We start from the raw sequence: 17611 nt of genomic DNA, 5'->3' as shown, positions 1-17611 counted from the left end.
GCCAAAAGCCCCCTCTCCAAGTCCGACTAGGCGGACAAGCCGCCAAGTCTCCCTATCCTCTCCCGCACGGGAGAGGAGTTCAGGACAGGATTTTTCCATGCCCAAAGTACTGATTTCCGACAAGATGGACCCGCAAGCCGCGCAGATCTTTCGCGATCGCGGCGTCGAGGTCGACGAGATTACCGGCCTCAAGCCCGATGAACTCAAGAAGATCATCGGCGAGTATGACGGCCTCGCTATCCGCTCCTCCACCAAGGTGACGAAGGAGATCATCGACGCCGCCACCAACCTCAAGGTGATCGGCCGCGCCGGCATCGGCGTCGACAATGTCGATATCCCCTATGCCTCGGCCAAGGGCGTCGTGGTGATGAACACGCCGTTCGGCAACTCGATCACGACCGCCGAGCACGCCATCGCCCTCATGTTCGCGCTCGCGCGCCAGCTGCCGGAGGCGGACGCCTCCACCCAGGCCGGCAAGTGGGAAAAGAACCGCTTCATGGGCGTCGAAGTCACCAACAAGACGCTCGGCCTGATCGGCGCGGGCAATATCGGCTCGATCGTCGCGAGCCGCGCGCTTGGCTTGCGGATGAAGGTCGCCGCGTTCGATCCGTTCCTGACGCCCGAGCGCGCCATCGAGATCGGCGTGGAGAAGGTGACGCTGGACGAGCTGCTCGCCCGCGCCGACTTCATCACCCTGCACACGCCGCTGACCGACCAGACGCGCAACATCCTGAGCCGCGAAAATCTGGCGAAGACCAAGAAGGGCGTGCGCATCATCAATTGCGCGCGCGGCGGCCTGATCGACGAGGCGGCGCTCAAGGACGGGCTCGAGAGCGGCCATATCGGCGGCGCGGCGCTCGACGTGTTCGCGGTCGAGCCGGCAACGGAGAGCCCGTTGTTCGGCGCGCCCAACTTCATCTCGACGCCGCATCTGGGCGCTTCCACCAATGAGGCGCAGGTGAACGTCGCGCTGCAGGTGGCCGATCAGCTCAGCGACTATCTGCTGACGGGCGGCGTCACCAATGCGCTCAACGTGCCGAGCCTCTCGGCCGAGGAAGCCCCCAAGGTCCGCCCCTATCTGGCGCTCGCCGAGAAGCTGGGCAGCCTGGTCGGCCAGCTTGCGCATGACAATCTCACCAACATCGCCATCGAGGTCGAGGGCGCGGCCGCCGAGCTCAACATCAAGCCGATCACGGGTGCCGTGCTCGCCGGCCTGATGCGCCGCTACACCGACACGGTGAACATGGTGAACGCGCCCTATCTCGCCAAGGAGCGCGGGATCGACGTGCGCGAGGTGCGGCATGAGCGGGAGGGCGATTATCACACGCTGCTGCGCGTGACCGTCGCCACCACGCGCGGCGCCCGCTCGGTCGCCGGCACCCTGCTCGGCAATGCCAATCCGCGGCTCGTGGAGATTTTCGGCATCAAGATCGAAGCCGATCTCGACGGCAACATGCTCTATATCAACAATAATGACGCGCCGGGCTTCATCGGCGCGGTCGGCGGCATCTTGGGCGCGGCCAACATCAATATCGGCACGTTCCACCTCGGCCGACGCGAAGCGGGCGGCGAGGCGGTGCTGCTGCTCTCGGTCGATGAGGAAGTGCCGCAGGAGCAGATGCAGCAGATCGAGAAGCTGCATAACGTGCGTCTCGTGCGCGCGCTGAAGTTCTGAGCGTCTAATTCCTCCCCAAGACGAGCTTGGGGAGGATTTTTTATTCCTGCGCTTCCGGGTCTGCCGTGAAGTCGGTGAGCTGCCAGCCCGCAGAACCTTTGTTGAACACATAGACATAGGCGCCGCAACCCACGGTCCAGGCATCGCCATCCTTCATCGGCGTTGCCGTGCCGAAACAGGCGCGCAGCGGCGCGGGGAAGATGCCCATCCAGATATTGTCGAAGCGATCGGCCTCGAGCGGCGTCCCGGCAAACAGGAAGGGAAAGCGCGTCAGCGCCTTGACGCCGGCCTTGTCACCGGCGGCAGCGGCGGTTGAGAAGCGCTTCCAGAAAGCGGCGAAGTCGGCCGGCAAGGCGGCCGTCGAGGCGGGTGCCGCCACCGGCGCGACACCGGCCATCACCACCGGGCGCACGGGAGCACGGGCCAACGCCGATTTCTCGTCGATTTCCAGCTTCAATATGCGCGTCTCGTCACCATTCCAGGGATCCTCGAACCAGGTCACGCGCGCCCGCATGCCGTCTCGGAGCACCACCGGCGGTTCGCCCGCATTGGTGAAGGAGGCGCCCGAGGGCATGCCGCCCACGCGCAGCCAGAACCATTGGTTGCCGACGTAGAACTGCTCGCTCGTGTCGGATCGGTAGCGATTGTAACTTGAGACACCGACGCCACCGCCACTGCCCGTCCAGGTCTTGACCGTCTTGCGCTCATGCATGCTGATGACGCCCTCGACCGTCTTGGCGGACCCATCGGTCAACGCCGCCTTCACATGATGGAAGTCCGCAACCGGCAGGACGAAAGCCACAAGGAACAGGAACACCGTCACACCTCCCAAGATGAACACCCATTTGCGTTGCCCGCCGCGCAGGAGCGTGACCACCATCACCGCCAGGGTCGCGGCGGGGAGCAGCAGGCCCCAATAGCTGTTGAACTGCGCGCTCGCCGTGTCGAACACCAAGGTCATGCCGAGTCCCCCAAATCAGCTCGTCGCATCAAAGCCGCGACGCTGGCCGCGCGCAAGAGCTACCGGGAACCCGGCCGCAAATTCTCCTCGCAAGGCCGCCGGAATCCGGTAAAGGCCCGGCCATGACCGACGCGATCGCCCCCGGCCTTTTGCCCGAAGGCCTTGCCGACCGCCTTCCCCCGAAGGCGGAAGCTTCCGCGCGCCTCGTGCGCGATGTGCTCGATACGGTCGCCTCGCATGGCTATCGCCGCGTCATGCCCGCGCTCGCCGAGTTCGAGGAGACGCTGGTGACGCGCCTGCAATCGGCCGGCGCCGAGGATCTGCTGCGCGCAGTCGATCCGGTCTCGCAGCGCACGCTCGCCATTCGCCCGGACATGACCGCGCAGGTCGGCCGCATCGCCGCCACGCGCATGGCCGCGACGCCGCGCCCGCTGCGCCTCTGCTATGGCGGGCCGGTTATGAAGCTGCGCGCCGACCAGCTCCGCCCGGAGCGCGAGCGCATGCAGGTGGGCGCCGAGATCATCGGATCGGACAGCGTCGCCGCCGCCGTCGAGATCGTCAATGTCGCGATCGAAGCGCTGCAGCGCGCAGGCGTGAAGGGCCTCACCATCGATTTCACCTTGCCCGATCTGGTGCCGACCTTGGCCGCCGGGCCAATGCCGGTCGCGCCGCTGGACGTGGAAGCCGTGCGCGCGCGGCTTGACGCCAAGGATGCCGGCTCGCTGGTCGAGCTTGGTGCCACCGCGCAGCCCTATCTGGCACTGATCGAGGCGACCGGGCAATTCCACCCCGCGATGGACCGGCTGGAGGCGTTCAACGCCGGCCCGGCGCAAGGTGCGCTGACCGAGACGATCGAAGCGCTGCGCGCCATCGCTCGGCCGATCGGCTGGGACATCACGCTGACGCTCGACCCGACCGAGCGCCATGGTTTCAAATTCCAGAGCTGGTTCGGCTTCTCGATTTTCGCCGAGGGCTTCATCGGCGAGATCGGCCGGGGCGGCAGTTATTCGGTCGCGCGCACCGACGGCACCAGCGAGCCGGCCATGGGCTTCTCGCTTTATCCCGATCCGCTGATCGACGCCGGCTTCGGCGACGAGGCGGGCAAGAGGCTGTTCCTGCCGATCGGCTATGATGCCGAGCGGGCCAATGCCCTACGCGCCGAGGGCTGGATCACCATTGCGGCGCTCTCCCCCACGGATGACGGCAAGGCGCTTGGCTGCGACGCCACGCTCGAAGGCAAGGGCGTCGTGCCGCTGTGAAGCCCGACTGATCGATCTTATCGATCAATTAGGCGATTTCAGACCCCGAAGGTTCTGAAGGTTCTGAGGTCGACCCCATATTTTCGCGCGATTGATCGGGAAAAGCGATCACCGCTTCTGAGAAACAGCCATCCACAGGCATGCCACGATGCCCGACCTGTAGGACAGCGCTTTCGTGCGATGAGCTACCAGTGCGCCCCCTCCGCGACGGCTTCCTCCTCCTCCGGCAAGGTCTCGCGCCCCAGCACCTCGTTGCGATGCGGGAAGCGGCCGAAGCGCGCGATGATGTCGTAATGCGCCCTGGCGAAGGTAAGATTGCGTTCAAAGCCCGGCCGGCTGAACAGGGCGACGGAGCGCTCCTGATCGGCCAGCGCCTCGCTGTGCATGAAGGGCATGTAGTAAAAGGGCCGCGCTGCCTCCACGAATTCCTCGTCGAAGCCCCGATCGAGCGCGCCGCTGGCGATGTCACGGGCCAGGGAGTCGGTCGCGAAGGCTTCTGGTCGGCCGCGGAACATGTTCCGCGGGAACTGGTCGAACAGGATGATCGCGGCCAGCGCGGTATCGGCATCGGTCAGGAAATCGACCGCCGGATTGTCGCGCTGCGCATCCCAGAGCGCGCGGAACAGGTGCAGGCAGCGCGCGTCCTCCTCCTCGCTCGAGTCGAACCAGCCATTCGGCCCGACTTCATTCAGCCAGTAATTGAGCACGGCCGGGACCCAGTCGGGATCGACATTCACCTTGGCGGCCTCACGCGGCACGAACCGGTCTTGCACGCGCTGCGGCAGGCCATCGATGCTCTGCGTGCGCGTCGAGATGCGCGCAAGACGCTCCGGCGTCTCGTTCTGAGCATGATATTTGGAGAGCGTCTCGCGCTCCTTCTCCAGCTTCATGACTGGCACGCCCCAGCCGCAGCTTTCCTGCAGGCTCTCGACCGTGACGAGGAAGATCTGCCGCGTGCCGGGCAGGATGTGGAACATGCGCGCCGCGATCTCCCACTCATTGTCCTGCGGCAGGATCGCGCGGCCCTTGCCATAGAGGCGCAGGATCAGCGGCGGCTGATCGAAGGCGCAGAACATGATGGTGATGCGGCCGTCGGCGGCCAGATGCGCCTGCGTCTCGTTGCCCGATCCGCCGACATCGAGATAGCCGACCAGATTGGCGCCGAGCACGCGGAAACTGTCCATGCCCTTAGGGCTGAGATTGATCCGCGCGCCGTCCGCGGCGGTCGCCACGAAGAAGACCGGCTGTTTTTCGATGAAGGCGCGCTGCTTGTCGCCGATGGCGGTGAAGAATTCGGACATGGGGAAGATCTAGCCCTTGCCGCGCATGACTTCAATTCGACGCAGAGAGCGCGAGGAGCAGAAGCGTCAGCGACGTTCAGCCTGCCGCACCATCGCGCGATAGCGGACCATTTCCAGCCAGATCAAAATGCCGCCAAACACCGGAGCGAAGAAGACTCGCACAATCTCGGGCGTGTGAAGCGTTGCCAAGACGGCCACCGCAAGTGGAAGGCTCTTGGCCGGCCCGAGAAGCGGATAGTCGAGGTACTTGATCGCCGACGGATCGAGTCCCTTTCCCATCAGAGCCGATTTCGATTTGTGAAAAAAACACAATATCGAGCAGCCCGAGGATCAGAACGAGACAACCGAAGCGGCCCAATTCGACCATCAGGTCATTCAAGCCGCCGTGCCGCCCACGGTCAGCCCTTCGAGCAGCAGGGTCGGCTGGCCGACGCCGGCGGGCACGCCCTGCCCGGCCTTGCCGCACATGCCGATGCCCTCGTCGAGCGCCATGTCGTTGCCGATGCCGACGATCTTGGTGAGCGCGGTCGGTCCGTCGCCGATGAGGGTGGCGCCCTTGATCGGATCGCCCAGCTTGCCGTTCTCGACCTTATAGGCCTCGGTGCAGGAGAAGACGAACTTGCCCGAGACGATGTCCACCTGACCGCCGCCGAAGCTGCGCGCGAAGATGCCGTTCTTGATGCGCGAGAGCAGCTCTTCGGGATCGTCCTCGCCGCTGCGCGCAAAGGTGTTGGTCATGCGCGGCATCGGCGCATGGGCATAGCTCTCGCGCCGGCCATTGCCGGTGGCGGGCACGCCCATCAGGCGCGCGTTCAGCCGGTCCTGCATGTAGCCGCGAAGGATGCCGTCCTCGATCAGCACATTCTCCTGCGTCGGCGTGCCCTCGTCGTCGATCGATAGCGAGCCGCGCCGCGAATGGATCGAGCCATCGTCAACCACGGTGACGCCGGGCGAGGCGACGCGCTGGCCGATCTTGCCGGTGAAGGCGCTCGTGCCCTTGCGGTTGAAATCGCCTTCGAGGCCATGGCCGACCGCCTCGTGCAGCAGCACGCCGGGCCAGCCGGGGCCGAGCAGCACGGTCATCTCGCCGGCCGGTGCATCGACCGAGCGGAGATTGACCTCGGCCTGCTTCAGCGCCTCGTCGATCGCGCGCTGCCAGGTCGGTTCCTCGAACAGATCGTCATAGAGATAGCGCCCGCCTAGGCCGAAATAGCCGGTCTCGCGGCGGCCATTCTCCTCCATGATGATCGAGACGTTGAGCCGCACGAGCGGGCGCACGTCGGTCGCAACGAAGCCGTCGGCCCGGACGATCTCGACCACGGACCAGCTGCCTGCAAGCGTCGCCGAGACCTGCACCACGCGCGGATCGCGCGCGCGGGCGGCAGCGTCGATCTTGCCCATGAGATCGACCTTCCTGGCGAAGGGCACGAGATCAAGCGGATTGGCCTCGGTATAGAGATGCCGGTTGGTGCGCTGGGGCGGCGGGGTCATGCCCTGCTTGCCGGGATCGAGCAGCTTCAGCGTCTCCGCCGCGCGGCGGATCGCGCCTTCGCTGATGTCGTTGGCATGGGCAAAGCCGGTCATCTCGCCGGAAACACCGCGCAGGCCGAAACCGGCATCGGTCGAATAGTCCGCCGTCTTGAGCCGCCCGTCGTCGAAGCCGAAGCTCTCGCTCGCCATATATTGGAGATAGAGCTCGCCATCCTCGCAATTGCCGAGCGCCTCGGCGGTCACGCGCTTCGCGCCGTCAGGATCGAGCGCGCCATCGCGATAGAGGAAGGAGCGGACGTCTGTGATCTGGGGAGCTGTGTCGGTCATGCCGACGATATAGGCGCTAAGGCGCGCGGGGGAAATGGGGGACGCATGATCCGGCGTGCGTCAATCGATTCCCAGATTGTTAAGCGCGGCCCGCAACATTGCCGGCGTGAACGGCTTCATCAAGGCAGGAACGTCGGGAAAGTCACGCGCCATCGGCGCGCTTGCGCCATATCCGGTCACGAACAGAAAGGGCAGACCACGCTCCTGCAACGCCAATGCGACCTCCTCGCTCGTCTCGCTCCCCAAATCGACATCGACAATGGCGAAGGCCACCTGCCGGGCATCCAGGACATGCAGGGCATTCTCGACCGTTCCGGCGATGAAGCAGGACGCCACGCCGAGATCCTGAAGGAAGGTCTCGACCTCCAGAGCGATGATGACATTATCCTCGACGATCAGGGCATGCCCCGGATCGCGCGACAGCGGCTGTAAGGAAGGCAAAGCGCGAACCCGTTCTCTGGTCTAAGGCCACGACCACCCCGGACGCTCGCCATCTGTGCGGTTTTGCATATCCCCGGAACCATGTCTGTTCACTAGCGCACAAACCGGGAAACTTCGCCCCGATTGGCTCGTTTGTGCCCAAAGACACAGATGGAGGAGCGGATCGATGGCTTTGACCGACAATAATCTCATCGCCGCGATGAACCGGGACGACCGCGACCTGTTGAGCCGCGTGGCGGAGATCATCGAGGTGCGCACCGGCAAGGTGCTTTACGATCCGGGCGACGTCGTGACCGCTGCCTATTTCCCGCTCGGCTCCTCGCTGGCGTCCTTTCTTGTTCCCATGGACAGCGGCAGCGTGGTCGAGACCGCCATGGTCGGGCGGGAAGGCGCGATCGGCGGCATCGTCAGCCAGGGGCGCCTCGCGGCTTATGCGCGCTGTTGCACCATGCATGGCGGCGCCTTCGCGCGGATTTCCTCGGCAGATCTGGAGGAAGCCAAGGCGCGATCGCCCTCGCTGCGCCATTTCTTCTCGCGCTATGCCGATTGCCTGCTGGCCCAGGTCTTCCAGTCGGTTGCCTGCAACGCCACGCACACGGTCGATGCGCGCGCCGCCAAATGGCTCACCGCATCGGTCGAGCGGACGGGCATGAATGACGTCACAATGACGCAGGACCAGCTCGCCTCGATGCTCGGCGTCGGGCGCAGCTATGCCAGCCGGCAGATCCAGCGGCTCAAGGCCGAAGGGCTGATCCGGACACGGCGCGGCGGCATCATGGTGACCGACTATGAGGGCCTGCGCCGCCGGGCCTGCGGCTGCAACGAGCAGGTCCGCGCGCATTTCGACGATGTGCTGGCCGGCGTATATCCGGAGCTGACGCTGGCCTAACCAGCCGGGGCCGCCGCAATCTCATCGAGCGCGGCCAGCGTTTCGGTATCGAGACTGATCTCTGCGGCCGCCAGATTCTGCTGGAGATGCGCGCTTTGCGACGTGCCCGGAATCAGCAGAATGTTCGGCGAGCGATGCAGCAACCAGGCAAGTGCCGTCTGCAGGGGCGTCGCGCCGATGCGGGCGGCGATGGCGGAGAGCGCCTCGGTCTGGATGGTCCTGAAACCACCGAGCGGGAAAAAGGGCACATAGGCTATTCCCGCGCTCGCGAGATCGTCGATCATCGCCTCGTCGGCGCGGTGGACGAGATTATAGTGATTCTGGACACAGGCGAGCCGGCCGAGCTTGCGCGCCTCGGCCACCTGGGTCGGCGTCACATTGCTGATGCCGAGCTCCTGGATCAGCCCCTGCTGCTGCAATTCGAGCAAGGCCGTGAAGCGCTCCTCCAGCGACTCTTCGGACGGGCCATGATCGGCTCCGCCCATCAGGCGCAGGTTGACGCCATGGATGGCATCAATGCCAAGATTGCGCAGATTGTCATGAACAGCCTCGACGAGCTGGGCCGGGCTTTGCGCCGGGTTCCAGGAGCCGTCCCTGCCGCGCAGGGCACCGACCTTGGTCACGAGTACGAGATTGTCCGGATAAGGATGCAGCGCTTCGCGAAGAACCTCGTTCACGATATGCGGGCCGTAATAGTCGCACGTGTCGATATGATCCACGCCCGCCTCGATCGCGTCGCGCAGCACGCGCACGCAGGCGGCACGATCGCGCGGCGGGCCGAACACTCCGGGACCGGCAAGCTGCATGGCGCCGTAGCCCATGCGCTTAACGGTCAGATTGCCCAGATGATATGTGCCGGCCTTGCTGACATCGGTCATGTGCCTCTCTCCTTGCATCGTGACCCGGCTCGCGCGGTCGTGTCGCTCTACGCGGCTTGCGGGACCCGGCCGTGAAACTCGTCTATCTCCGCGGTCAGTCGGGCCATCACCGGATGGATGGGCCGTCCGCCGGGAACGTTCAGCCAGAGTCGCAGCAACAGGCGCTTGCGCTCGGGCGTGTCGTGAAACTGCTGGCGCGAATGGAGCACCAGAAAATTGTGCCAGAAGAACATCTCGCCCGGTTGGAGCAGGAAATCGGTACGCACATCGGGGCGCAGCGCGATCTCGTCATAGAGCGCCAGCGCCTCGTGCAATCTCTCCGGCAGCTTATCGGTCTCGCGGCCATGGCGCATGAAGACACGATTGTTGAAGCCGCTGATCTTGCCGTCGATCGACCAGAAGAAGGGCAGCTTCTCCCCAAGCGGTTCGGGCCGCTGGTGCCAATCCATATAATAGCCCTCGTAAAGAGCCGCGAGCAGGTTCGGTCGTTCGGCCGCCATGATGTTGTGGATCGCGAGCGCACTCACTGCGCCGCTCTCGCCGCCGCTCGGCGAGGTGCGCAGCGAATAAAGCGACAGGATTTCGTGGAAATCCGTGTGCGAGCGCAGCTCCATGTCGGTCGTGTAGCCGCGCACCGGCCCGCCCTCTTCCTTCTTCACATGGGCAATGAAGTCGCGCCGGGAGCTCTGCTCGACGCCGGTGCCGATATGCGTGCCGAGGCCCCAATAGAGCCGCTCATGCGCCTCCAGATCGTAGCGGTCGGCATCGATGCCGGAGAGGATGATCGCGCCCGCGCCATGCATGAGCTGGTAGCGCGCCGCGGCCATCAGCGCATCGACCTCCGGCGAGGAGAAATCCGCCTTGGCGATCTCGTGCGGAACGCGGCCGCGTGTCTTCTCGACCAGCGCATCGATGGCATCGAGCTGCGCCGGGGAGAGCCGATGCGTGAAGCCTTCCCGGCCGCCGATCTGCGGCCCGGTCCATGCGGCGGGGTCGGTGACGGGGGCGTAGATCGGGTCGGTCACTGGCGGATCCTCTTCTGCTGGTCCGCCCGCTTCCCCGCTTCGCTCGCCTCTCTAGAGGCTAGCGCCCGAGGAAATGTCGGGCTTGGTCACATTGTCGGGCGTGTCCGCCGGGCCGCCCTCCAGCACGAAGCGCCGATCGCAATAGCCACAGTCGACATAGCCATGCTCGTCAATCTCCAGAAAGACGCGCGGATGGCCAAGGGCTGCGGAAATACCATGGCCCGAGCCGTCACAGGCGACTCGGCGGGCATGGACGCGAAGAATCTCGGGCGGTGCTTGCATGCTGCGCGGTTAGCATCGACGTCACGCCCGGGCAATATCGACGCGCGGCGATCGTTGTCAATATCAACGATCTATTGGACGCCTCATTGCGGGCCGGGCCGAATCTGCTAGCCTTCATCCGAGAATCACCGTGCTGACCATCCTTGCTCCCGAAAACACACCGTTCATGGTCGCACTCGGCCTGCTGGTCCTGCTCGCGCTCAGTCAACTCATCGGCATCGGCGTGAGCGATCACGCTCATGTCGATCTGGATGGCGACCATGATCTGAGTATCGGCGAGAGCATGGCCAGCTTGCTTGGCCTCGGCCGCCTGCCGCTCATGGCCTGGTTGTCGCTGATGCTCGCCTGTTTCGCGCTGGGTGGCCTTACCATGCAGCATATCCTGCTTGGCCTGATGGGCGATATGTTGCCGGCATGGCCCGCCGGCGGTATCGCGCTGGTCGGTGCCTTGCCGTTGACGGGCCTGCTGGCGCGTCCGATCGCCCGCATCTGGCCGCAGGACGAAACGACAGCGATCGACATCGACAGCCTGCTGGCCCGGCGCGGCCATATCGTCATCGGCACGGCCGCGCGCGGCAGCCCGGCGCGGACGGCGGTCAAGGATCGCTTCGGCGTCGTCCATCATGTCATGGTCGAGCCGCATGTCGATGACATGACGTTCGACGAAGGCGAGGAAGTGCTTCTGGTGCGCCGCGAGGGCGAACTTTTCTACGCAGTTGAGACGAATGGACCGATCAGCATCGGCCGATACTGAGGAGGGGGATTATGGAACTGGATCGGTTGATCAATATCGGCATCTGGGCGGGGACGATCTTCCTCGTCGTGCTGATCTTCGTGCTGATGATCACGCGGCTCTATCGACGCGCGACCAAGGAAGTGGGCTTCGTGCGCACCGGCTTTGGCGGCGAGAAGGTGGTCATGAACGGCGGAGCGCTGGTCCTGCCCGTCCTGCACGAGACCATGCCGGTCAACATGAACACGGTTCGCCTCGCGGTCGAGCGCAAGAATGTCGATGCGCTGATCACGCTCGACCGGCTGCGCATCGACGTGAAGGCGGAATTCTACGTCCGCGTCCGCCCGGATGCCGGCGCCATCGCCATGGCAGCGCAAACGCTCGGCATGCGCACGATGCAGCCCGAAGCGCTGAAGGATCTGGTCGAGGGCAAGTTCGTCGATGCGCTGCGCTCGGTCGCCGCCGGCATGACGATGAACCAGCTGCACGAACAGCGCAGCGACTTCGTCCAGAAGGTGCAGCAGGTCTCCTCCGCCGATCTCGCGATGAACGGGCTCGAGCTGGAATCCGTCTCATTGACCGGTCTTGATCAGACTTCGATCGAGCATTTCAACGCCAATAATGCCTTCGACGCGGAGGGCCTGACCAAGCTCACCGAGCAGATTGAGCTGCGCAAGAAGGCGCGCAACGACATCGAGCAGGATACGCGCGTCCAGATCGAGACCAAGAATCTCGAAGCCGAGCAGAAATCGCTGCAGATCAAGCGCGATAACGAGTTCGCGCGGCTGGAGCAGGAGCGCGAGATCGAGATGCGCCGGGCCGAGCAGGCGGCCGAGGTCGCGCGCGAGCAAGCCAAACGCAATCAGGAGGCCGAGGAGGCCCGGATCGAGGCCAAGCGCGCCATCGACGCGCAGCAGATCGAGGCGAATAGGACCATCCAGCAAGCGCAGATCGCCCAGGAGCAGGCAGTGCAGATCGCACGGCAGGAGCAGCAGATAGCCGTCCAGACCAAGAGCCGTGAGGAAAGCCAGGCCAGTGCCGACGCCGATGCGGCCCGCGCCCTGTCCGTCGCGGCCGAGGAACAGGTGACGACAGCGCGCGAAACCGAGATTGCGGAACGCCAGAAGCGGATCGAGTTGATCGAAGCCTCCAAAACCGCGGAGCGCGATGCCATCAAGGTGAAGGTGGAGGCCGAAGCGGAGCGCGATGCCGCCTCCAATCGTGCCGAGGCCGTGCGCTTCGAAGCGCAGGGCCAGGCCGACGCGGATAAGCTGCGCGCCGCCGCGGCCAAGGTCCGCTTCGAGGTCGAGGCCGCCGGCCAGCGCGCGATCAACGAGGCAGCGAACCTGCTCTCCTCAGACCAGATCTCGCTCCAGACCAAGCTCGCCCTGCTCAAGGTGCTCCCCGAACTTGTGCGCGAATCCGCCAAACCGCTCGGAGCGATCGATTCGATCAAGATCGTGCAAGTCGATGGCCTTACCCAGCGCGGCGGCGTCGATGTCGGCAATGGGGTGACGGCGACCAACGGCAGCGGCAACCTCGCTGGTGACGCCCTCGCCGCGGCGCTGAGTTATCGGGCGCAGGCGCCGATCATTGACGGTCTGATGAAGGAACTCGGTCTCGACGGCGGATCGCTTGAGGGACTCGTCAAGAACGCCGTGCCGGCCGTGACGGAGCGCGCTCCTGACCCCACCCCAAGTCTCGTCACGCCGGTCGCTCCGCCGGTCGAGCAAAAGGCAAATGACTGAACAGGCAAAGGATGAGCGGAGTGCTCGCCCGGCCATCCGATTTTGCCTTTTTATCTCCCAAGCGCTATAGGCCCGCGCTCAATCGCGCAGGAGCACCACGCCATGGACATGACATCGAACCGCCGTTCGTCCGTCCCATTGCCGCAGGTGTTCCATGTCCGCTTCCGCTCTTCTCACGCTCGATTCCGTCACGGCCGCCCGGCCTGACGGGACGATCCTCTTTTCCGATCTGACGCTCGCCCTCGGCCGCGAGCGCATTGGCCTTGTCGGGCGTAACGGCTCGGGCAAGTCGACCTTGCTCGCCATCATCGCCGGCGAGGCGGTGGCGGTGTCGGGCAATGTACATCTTGCCGGGCGGGCCGCCATGCTGCGCCAGATCCTGCCCGGTCGGAGCGCGGTCGCGCAGGCACTAGGGGTGGCCGAGGCGCTGGCGCGGCTCGAGCGGCTGGAGGCGGGCGCGGGATCGGTCGACGACATGGCCGAGGCTGACTGGACCCTCCCCGAACGACTGACGCAGGCGTTAGCCGATGTCGGACTGCCACATGTCGCGCTGGACCGGGACTGCGCGACCCTGAGCGGTGGCGAGCGCACGCGGCTCGGCATCGCGGCGATGCTGCTTGAGGAACCGGACCTGCTGCTGCTCGACGAGCCGACCAACAATCTCGATTCCGAGGGGCGCCGGGCCGTCGCGGACCTGCTGGCGCGCTGGCCGGGCGGAGCGTTGATCGCGAGTCATGATCGCGCGCTGCTGGATGGGATGGACCGGATCGTCCAGCTCTCGCCGGTCGATACTTTCTGCGTCAGCGGTGGCTGGAGCGCGTTCGTCGTGGAGCGGGATGCTGCGCGGGAGCGCGCCGATGCCTCGCTGGAGCGGGCACGGCGCGATCTGGCGCAGAATGAGCGGGCGGCCCAGCGTCAGGCGGAGAAAAAGGCGCGCCGCGACAAGGCCGGGCGCGCCGTGCAGGCGCGAGGCGACATGCCGCGCATCCTAATCGGCGCGAAAATCCAGCAGGCGCAGGAGGGCGGCGCGCGGGAGCGGCAGGTGGCACAGCGGTTGGTCGGCGAGGCGCGGGATGCGATGGATATAGCGCGGCAACAGGTGGAAGTGCTGACGCCGCTGGCGATCGATCTACCGCCATCGGGCCTGTCATCGGGCAGAAGCTTGCTCAAGTTCGAGGATGTCGTGCTCGATCATGGCGAAGGATGGCTGTTCGGGCCGCTCAACTTCGCGGTCACCGGGCCGAAGCGGATCGCGCTCACCGGACGCAACGGCAGCGGCAAGACGAGCCTGTTGCGTCTCGCGACCGGCGATCTCCAGCCGACTGCCGGCACCGTCGCGCGCGCCGAAGGGCTGATCGCGATGCTGGACCAGCATGCCGCCCTGCTCGATCCGGCACGCGATCTCGTCGAGAATATGCGCGCGCATCATCCGGAGATGACGACGGGCGAGGCACATACCGCGCTCGCCCGCTGCGCCTTCCGCAATCGCGATGCGCTAAGGCCCGCCGGGGTGTTGAGTGGCGGCGAGAAGCTGCGCGCGGCACTCGCGATCGTCACCGCCGGGCCGCGCCCGCCGCAGTTGCTCATTCTCGACGAGCCGACCAATCATCTCGATCTCGACGCGATCGAGACATTGGAAGAGGCGCTGCGCGGCTATGACGGCGCGCTGCTGGTGGTCAGCCATGACGAGACGTTCCTCGACGCCATTGGCATCGAGGAGCGGATCAGCCTTGGCTGAGGGCTCCCGTCAGTCGAACAGCTCTTCCAGGAACGATTTGCGGCGCTTCTTGTGATAGCCGTGCTGCGACTGGCCATAGCCCTGCTGCGCATAATCCTGCGGATAGCTCTGCTGGGGCGGGGGCGCCTGCCGGGTCTGCTGGGACGCGGGCGCCATATCCCGGCCGCTGCGCTCGATGATCTTGTCGAGCTCGCCGCGATCGAGCCAGACGCCGCGACATTGCGGGCAATAGTCGATCTCGACGCCCTGACGCTCGCTCATCACGAGCGGGACGGCGCAGCTGGGGCAAGGCATGTTGTGGCCTGAAGACACGATGAAACCTCCGATGGAAACTGGAACAGAATCGAAGGCGCTGGCGCGGAAATTGGATCGTCTGAACCGGCACCGAGCGCACTCGATGCGGTCCGACATCACGACGCGCCGATGAAGCGCGATCGCCAGAGGGGCCCGGCCCGCAGCTTCTAGTTATGGTCGCGCGGCGGAGCGTCAAGGCCGGACGGATGCGGCGCTGCGACAAACGTCCCTAATGCCCTGTTCAGCGACGGCGGCGTGCATTATCCCGGCAGGCTAGGCAGGGAGGACGTGAGCTTGGCCACGAGCGCGGTTGCACAACCGGTTTCGCCCGCGCCCGCTTCGGCGGCGCGCGCCGGACGCTATGAAGCGCTGGACAGCCTGCGCGGACTCGCGGCCTGCTGGGTCGTGATCTTCCATCTCCCGTCGGACGGGCATAGCTGGCCGCTGGCGATCGTGCAGAACGGCTTCCTCGCGGTCACCTTCTTTTTCGTCCTCAGCGGCTTCGTGATTGGGGCCTCCTATGGCGACCGGCTGGCGCAGGGCTATTCGATCCCTAAGTTTATGTTCCTGCGCTGGGGCCGCATCTATCCGCTGCATGCCTTCATGCTCGGCGTGATCCTGATCTATGAGATCATCCGACTGGTCTTCGGCCTCGGCGCCTTTCGCGAAGGCGCGCCGTTCACCGGGCTGACCGCGCCGGACGGGCTGTTCTGGAACATCGTACTGCTCCAGGAAGTGCCGGCGGAGCTCAGCTGGAACAAGCCAAGCTGGTCGATCGGCGTCGAATATTGGACCTATCTCGCTTGTGCGCTGCTGCTCGTGTTCCTGCCGACACGGCGCCTGCTGCCGGCAGCCATCTGCCTGATGGCGCCGGGCGCGGTTCTGGTGGTCCTGGGCGGCAAGCTCGGCCTGCATCCGCCGACGGAGGTCACGTCGTTGCTCAAATGCGCGCTCGGCTTCGGAATCGGGCTGGCCGTCTATGAAGTGCGGCGGATGGGCTGGCAGATCCCGGCCGGCAAGGTGTCCACCGCTGTCATGACCGCGATCGAGCTGGCTGCGCTGGGCTTCATGCTGTTCACCTGCTGGGCCTTTGGCGGCAGTTTCTCGCATCTCATCTACCCGGCCTTCGCGCTGCTCATCTGGGTCTTCGCCTCCCAGGGCGGGCATATCAGCCGCCTGCTGCTGACCCCGCCCATGCTGCTGCTGGGGACGCTCAGCTACTCCATCTATATGGTGCACCAGTTCATTCAGGACCGGCTGCTCGATCTCATCGCCGCCGCGCAGGGCGTGGTGCCGCTCACCGTCACGCAGAGCGGCCGCATCGTGCTCGCGGGCAATCCCTTGCTCTGTGACCTCGTGACCTTGGTAATGCTCGCGCTCGTCATCGCGGCTGCCGGGGTCACTTATCGCCATGTGGAGGAGCCGGCGCGGCTCTGGTCACGCCGCATAGCGGAGAAACTATTCCCCGCGTGAGATTGAACCCCAAAGAAAAAGGGCCGCCCCGAAGGACGGCCCGTTCTCGTACTCGGCGAAGGCCGAAAGATCAGCGCTTCGAGAACTGGAAGCTGCGGCGAGCCTTGGCCCGGCCGTACTTCTTGCGCTCGACGGTGCGGCTGTCGCGGGTCAGGAAGCCCTCGGCCTTGACCGCGCTGCGCAGCGCCGGCTCATATTTGGTCAGCGCCTGCGCGATGCCGTGCTTGACGGCGCCGGCCTGGCCCGAGAGACCGCCGCCCTTGACGGTGCAGATCACGTCATACTGACCTTCACGCGCCGTGACGGAGAAGGGCTGGTTGATGACGAGACGCAGCGTCGGACGCGCGAAATAGGTTTCCTGATCGCGGCCATTGACCGTGATCTTGCCGGTGCCGGGCTTCACCCAGACGCGCGCAACGGCATCCTTGCGGCGACCGGTCGCATAGGCGCGGCCCTGCTTGTCCAGCTCCTGCTGACGCAGCGGGGCAGTCGAGACCGGCGCTTCAGGCGCAGCGGCCGTCGCGGCGACTGCGGGAGCGGCACCCTGGGTGAGGTCCTGCAGATCGGACAGCGAATTGACGGTATCGGACATTATGCACCCACCTTGTTCTTGCGGTTGCGCGACGCAATGTCGAGCACTTCGGGGTTCTGGGCTTCGTGCGGATGCGCGGTGCCGGCGAAGACGCGCAGGTTGCGCATCTGCTGGCGGCCAAGCGGGCCGCGCGGGATCATTCGCTCCACGGCCTTCTCGAGAACGCGCTCGGGGAAGCGGCCTTCCAGCACCTTCTGCGGGCTGGTTTCCTTGATGCCGCCGGCATAGCCGGTGTGCTTGTAATAGCGCTTATCGGTCAGCTTGTTGCCCGTGAACTTCACCTTCTCGGCGTTGATGACGATGACATTATCACCGCAATCAACGTGGGGGGTGAAGCTCGGCTTGTGCTTGCCGCGCAGGATATTGGCGATGATCGACGCAACGCGGCCGACGACAAGGCCGTCCGCATCGATCAGCAACCACTTCTTTTCGACCGTTGCCGGCGTCGCCGGCTTGGTGGTCTTCATGAGCGCCTTCATGGCTGTTGCCTCCGGAAAATGACAA

At 65.3% G+C, this 17611-nt stretch carries 18 protein-coding genes; 7 read left to right on the top strand and 11 right to left on the bottom strand.

Annotated elements, in window-relative coordinates:
• Window positions 1-97: 97 nt before the first annotated feature.
• Entirely contained in the window at window positions 98-1675 is a 1578-nt protein-coding gene (gene serA, locus KM135_RS13610) for a phosphoglycerate dehydrogenase (RefSeq protein ID WP_221714565.1), read from the top strand.
• 40 nt (window positions 1676-1715) lie between these two features.
• Here serA and KM135_RS13605 read toward each other — a convergent pair whose 3' ends face one another.
• Window positions 1716-2636, bottom strand: coding sequence for a hypothetical protein (locus KM135_RS13605; protein ID WP_221714564.1), 921 nt, complete (start codon window positions 2634-2636; stop codon window positions 1716-1718).
• A 122-nt stretch (window positions 2637-2758) separates the two neighbouring features.
• Between KM135_RS13605 and KM135_RS13600 the strand changes: the two genes are divergently transcribed.
• Complete coding sequence (locus tag KM135_RS13600; protein ID WP_221714563.1) at window positions 2759-3895, top strand: ATP phosphoribosyltransferase regulatory subunit; 1137 nt, start codon at window positions 2759-2761, stop codon at window positions 3893-3895.
• A gap of 185 nt (window positions 3896-4080) precedes the next feature.
• Here KM135_RS13600 and KM135_RS20160 read toward each other — a convergent pair whose 3' ends face one another.
• The 4 genes from KM135_RS20160 to KM135_RS13575 all read right to left on the bottom strand — a co-directional run bounded on the left by KM135_RS20160 (window position 4081) and on the right by KM135_RS13575 (window position 7455).
• Window positions 4081-5196 carry a DUF924 family protein gene (locus KM135_RS20160; RefSeq protein WP_343228194.1) on the bottom strand — a complete coding sequence of 372 codons (1116 nt, stop codon included), beginning with the start codon at window positions 5194-5196 and terminating at the stop codon, window positions 4081-4083.
• Between the two features lie 66 nt (window positions 5197-5262).
• Window positions 5263-5475: a hypothetical protein gene (locus KM135_RS13585; RefSeq protein WP_221714562.1), complete on the bottom strand. Its 213-nt coding sequence runs from the start codon at window positions 5473-5475 to the stop codon at window positions 5263-5265.
• A gap of 96 nt (window positions 5476-5571) precedes the next feature.
• Window positions 5572-7014 (bottom strand): metalloprotease TldD, encoded by a 1443-nt coding sequence (gene tldD / locus KM135_RS13580; RefSeq protein ID WP_221714561.1) that lies wholly within the window; start codon window positions 7012-7014, stop codon window positions 5572-5574.
• A gap of 60 nt (window positions 7015-7074) precedes the next feature.
• Window positions 7075-7455, bottom strand: coding sequence for a response regulator (locus tag KM135_RS13575; protein ID WP_221714560.1), 381 nt, complete (start codon window positions 7453-7455; stop codon window positions 7075-7077).
• 166 nt (window positions 7456-7621) lie between these two features.
• On the opposite strand from KM135_RS13575, the gene KM135_RS13570 reads away from it, so the two are divergent.
• The gene (locus KM135_RS13570) at window positions 7622-8344 is read left to right on the top strand and encodes a Crp/Fnr family transcriptional regulator (RefSeq protein WP_221714559.1); all 723 of its coding nucleotides are present in this window, start codon (window positions 7622-7624) and stop codon (window positions 8342-8344) included.
• Here KM135_RS13570 and KM135_RS13565 read toward each other — a convergent pair.
• From KM135_RS13565 to KM135_RS13555, 3 genes are read right to left on the bottom strand one after another with little or no spacing between them, the layout of a single operon-like run.
• Window positions 8341-9222 carry an oxidoreductase gene (locus tag KM135_RS13565; protein ID WP_221714558.1) on the bottom strand — a complete coding sequence of 294 codons (882 nt, stop codon included), beginning with the start codon at window positions 9220-9222 and terminating at the stop codon, window positions 8341-8343. The genes KM135_RS13570 and KM135_RS13565 overlap by 4 nt on opposite strands.
• Window positions 9223-9269: 47 nt before the next feature.
• Entirely contained in the window at window positions 9270-10247 is a 978-nt protein-coding gene (locus KM135_RS13560) for a TauD/TfdA family dioxygenase (protein ID WP_221714557.1), read from the bottom strand.
• A gap of 51 nt (window positions 10248-10298) precedes the next feature.
• Window positions 10299-10529, bottom strand: coding sequence for a zinc-finger domain-containing protein (locus tag KM135_RS13555; protein WP_221714556.1), 231 nt, complete (start codon window positions 10527-10529; stop codon window positions 10299-10301).
• Window positions 10530-10659: 130 nt separating this feature from the next.
• Between KM135_RS13555 and KM135_RS13550 the strand changes: the two genes are divergently transcribed.
• The 3 genes from KM135_RS13550 (at window position 10660) to KM135_RS13540 (ending at window position 14748) form a co-directional block, all read left to right on the top strand.
• A complete protein-coding gene (locus tag KM135_RS13550; RefSeq protein ID WP_343228193.1) occupies window positions 10660-11283 on the top strand; it encodes an OB-fold-containig protein in 624 nt (207 codons plus the stop codon).
• Between the two features lie 11 nt (window positions 11284-11294).
• On the top strand, window positions 11295-13010 hold the full coding sequence (locus tag KM135_RS13545; RefSeq protein ID WP_221714555.1) for a flotillin family protein: 1716 nt from the start codon (window positions 11295-11297) through the stop codon (window positions 13008-13010).
• 154 nt (window positions 13011-13164) lie between these two features.
• Window positions 13165-14748 carry an ABC-F family ATP-binding cassette domain-containing protein gene (locus tag KM135_RS13540; protein WP_221714554.1) on the top strand — a complete coding sequence of 528 codons (1584 nt, stop codon included), beginning with the start codon at window positions 13165-13167 and terminating at the stop codon, window positions 14746-14748.
• A gap of 9 nt (window positions 14749-14757) precedes the next feature.
• Here KM135_RS13540 and KM135_RS13535 read toward each other — a convergent pair whose 3' ends face one another.
• Entirely contained in the window at window positions 14758-15009 is a 252-nt protein-coding gene (locus KM135_RS13535; protein ID WP_246606100.1) for a TFIIB-type zinc ribbon-containing protein, read from the bottom strand.
• 321 nt (window positions 15010-15330) lie between these two features.
• Between KM135_RS13535 and KM135_RS13530 the strand changes: the two genes are divergently transcribed.
• On the top strand, window positions 15331-16515 hold the full coding sequence (locus KM135_RS13530; protein WP_221714553.1) for an acyltransferase family protein: 1185 nt from the start codon (window positions 15331-15333) through the stop codon (window positions 16513-16515).
• A gap of 70 nt (window positions 16516-16585) precedes the next feature.
• Here KM135_RS13530 and rpsI read toward each other — a convergent pair whose 3' ends face one another.
• Both rpsI and rplM read right to left on the bottom strand, forming a co-directional pair.
• Complete coding sequence (gene rpsI, locus KM135_RS13525; RefSeq protein WP_221714552.1) at window positions 16586-17107, bottom strand: 30S ribosomal protein S9; 522 nt, start codon at window positions 17105-17107, stop codon at window positions 16586-16588.
• Complete coding sequence (rplM, locus tag KM135_RS13520) at window positions 17107-17586, bottom strand: 50S ribosomal protein L13 (RefSeq protein ID WP_221714551.1); 480 nt, start codon at window positions 17584-17586, stop codon at window positions 17107-17109. Before rplM ends, rpsI begins: the two co-directional genes overlap by 1 nt.
• Between the last annotated feature and the right edge of the window lie 25 nt (window positions 17587-17611).

It is taken from the genome of Sphingobium xanthum, from assembly GCF_019737615.1.
GTDB classification, from domain to species: domain Bacteria; phylum Pseudomonadota; class Alphaproteobacteria; order Sphingomonadales; family Sphingomonadaceae; genus Sphingobium; species Sphingobium xanthum.
The sequence above is the reverse complement of the archived record's forward strand: the minus strand, read 5'-3'. Positions and strand labels throughout refer to the sequence as shown.

Excerpts from the sequence above, each read along its gene's own strand:
- KM135_RS13565 (WP_221714558.1), bottom strand. The coding sequence starts at position 9,222 with ATGACCGATGTCAGCAAGGCCGGCACATATCATCTGGGCAATCTGACC.
- KM135_RS13570 (WP_221714559.1), top strand. The coding sequence starts at position 7,622 with ATGGCTTTGACCGACAATAATCTCATCGCCGCGATGAACCGGGACGAC.
- KM135_RS13545 (WP_221714555.1), top strand. The coding sequence starts at position 11,295 with ATGGAACTGGATCGGTTGATCAATATCGGCATCTGGGCGGGGACGATC.
- KM135_RS13555 (WP_221714556.1), bottom strand. The coding sequence starts at position 10,529 with ATGCAAGCACCGCCCGAGATTCTTCGCGTCCATGCCCGCCGAGTCGCC.
- KM135_RS13605 (WP_221714564.1), bottom strand. The coding sequence starts at position 2,636 with ATGACCTTGGTGTTCGACACGGCGAGCGCGCAGTTCAACAGCTATTGG.
- KM135_RS13600 (WP_221714563.1), top strand. The coding sequence starts at position 2,759 with ATGACCGACGCGATCGCCCCCGGCCTTTTGCCCGAAGGCCTTGCCGAC.
- rpsI (WP_221714552.1), bottom strand. The coding sequence starts at position 17,107 with ATGTCCGATACCGTCAATTCGCTGTCCGATCTGCAGGACCTCACCCAG.
- KM135_RS20160 (WP_343228194.1), bottom strand. The coding sequence starts at position 5,196 with ATGTCCGAATTCTTCACCGCCATCGGCGACAAGCAGCGCGCCTTCATC.
- tldD (WP_221714561.1), bottom strand. The coding sequence starts at position 7,014 with ATGACCGACACAGCTCCCCAGATCACAGACGTCCGCTCCTTCCTCTAT.
- rplM (WP_221714551.1), bottom strand. The coding sequence starts at position 17,586 with ATGAAGGCGCTCATGAAGACCACCAAGCCGGCGACGCCGGCAACGGTC.
- KM135_RS13585 (WP_221714562.1), bottom strand. The coding sequence starts at position 5,475 with ATGGGAAAGGGACTCGATCCGTCGGCGATCAAGTACCTCGACTATCCG.
- KM135_RS13540 (WP_221714554.1), top strand. The coding sequence starts at position 13,165 with ATGTCCGCTTCCGCTCTTCTCACGCTCGATTCCGTCACGGCCGCCCGG.
- KM135_RS13535 (WP_246606100.1), bottom strand. The coding sequence starts at position 15,009 with ATGAGCGAGCGTCAGGGCGTCGAGATCGACTATTGCCCGCAATGTCGC.
- serA (WP_221714565.1), top strand. The coding sequence starts at position 98 with ATGCCCAAAGTACTGATTTCCGACAAGATGGACCCGCAAGCCGCGCAG.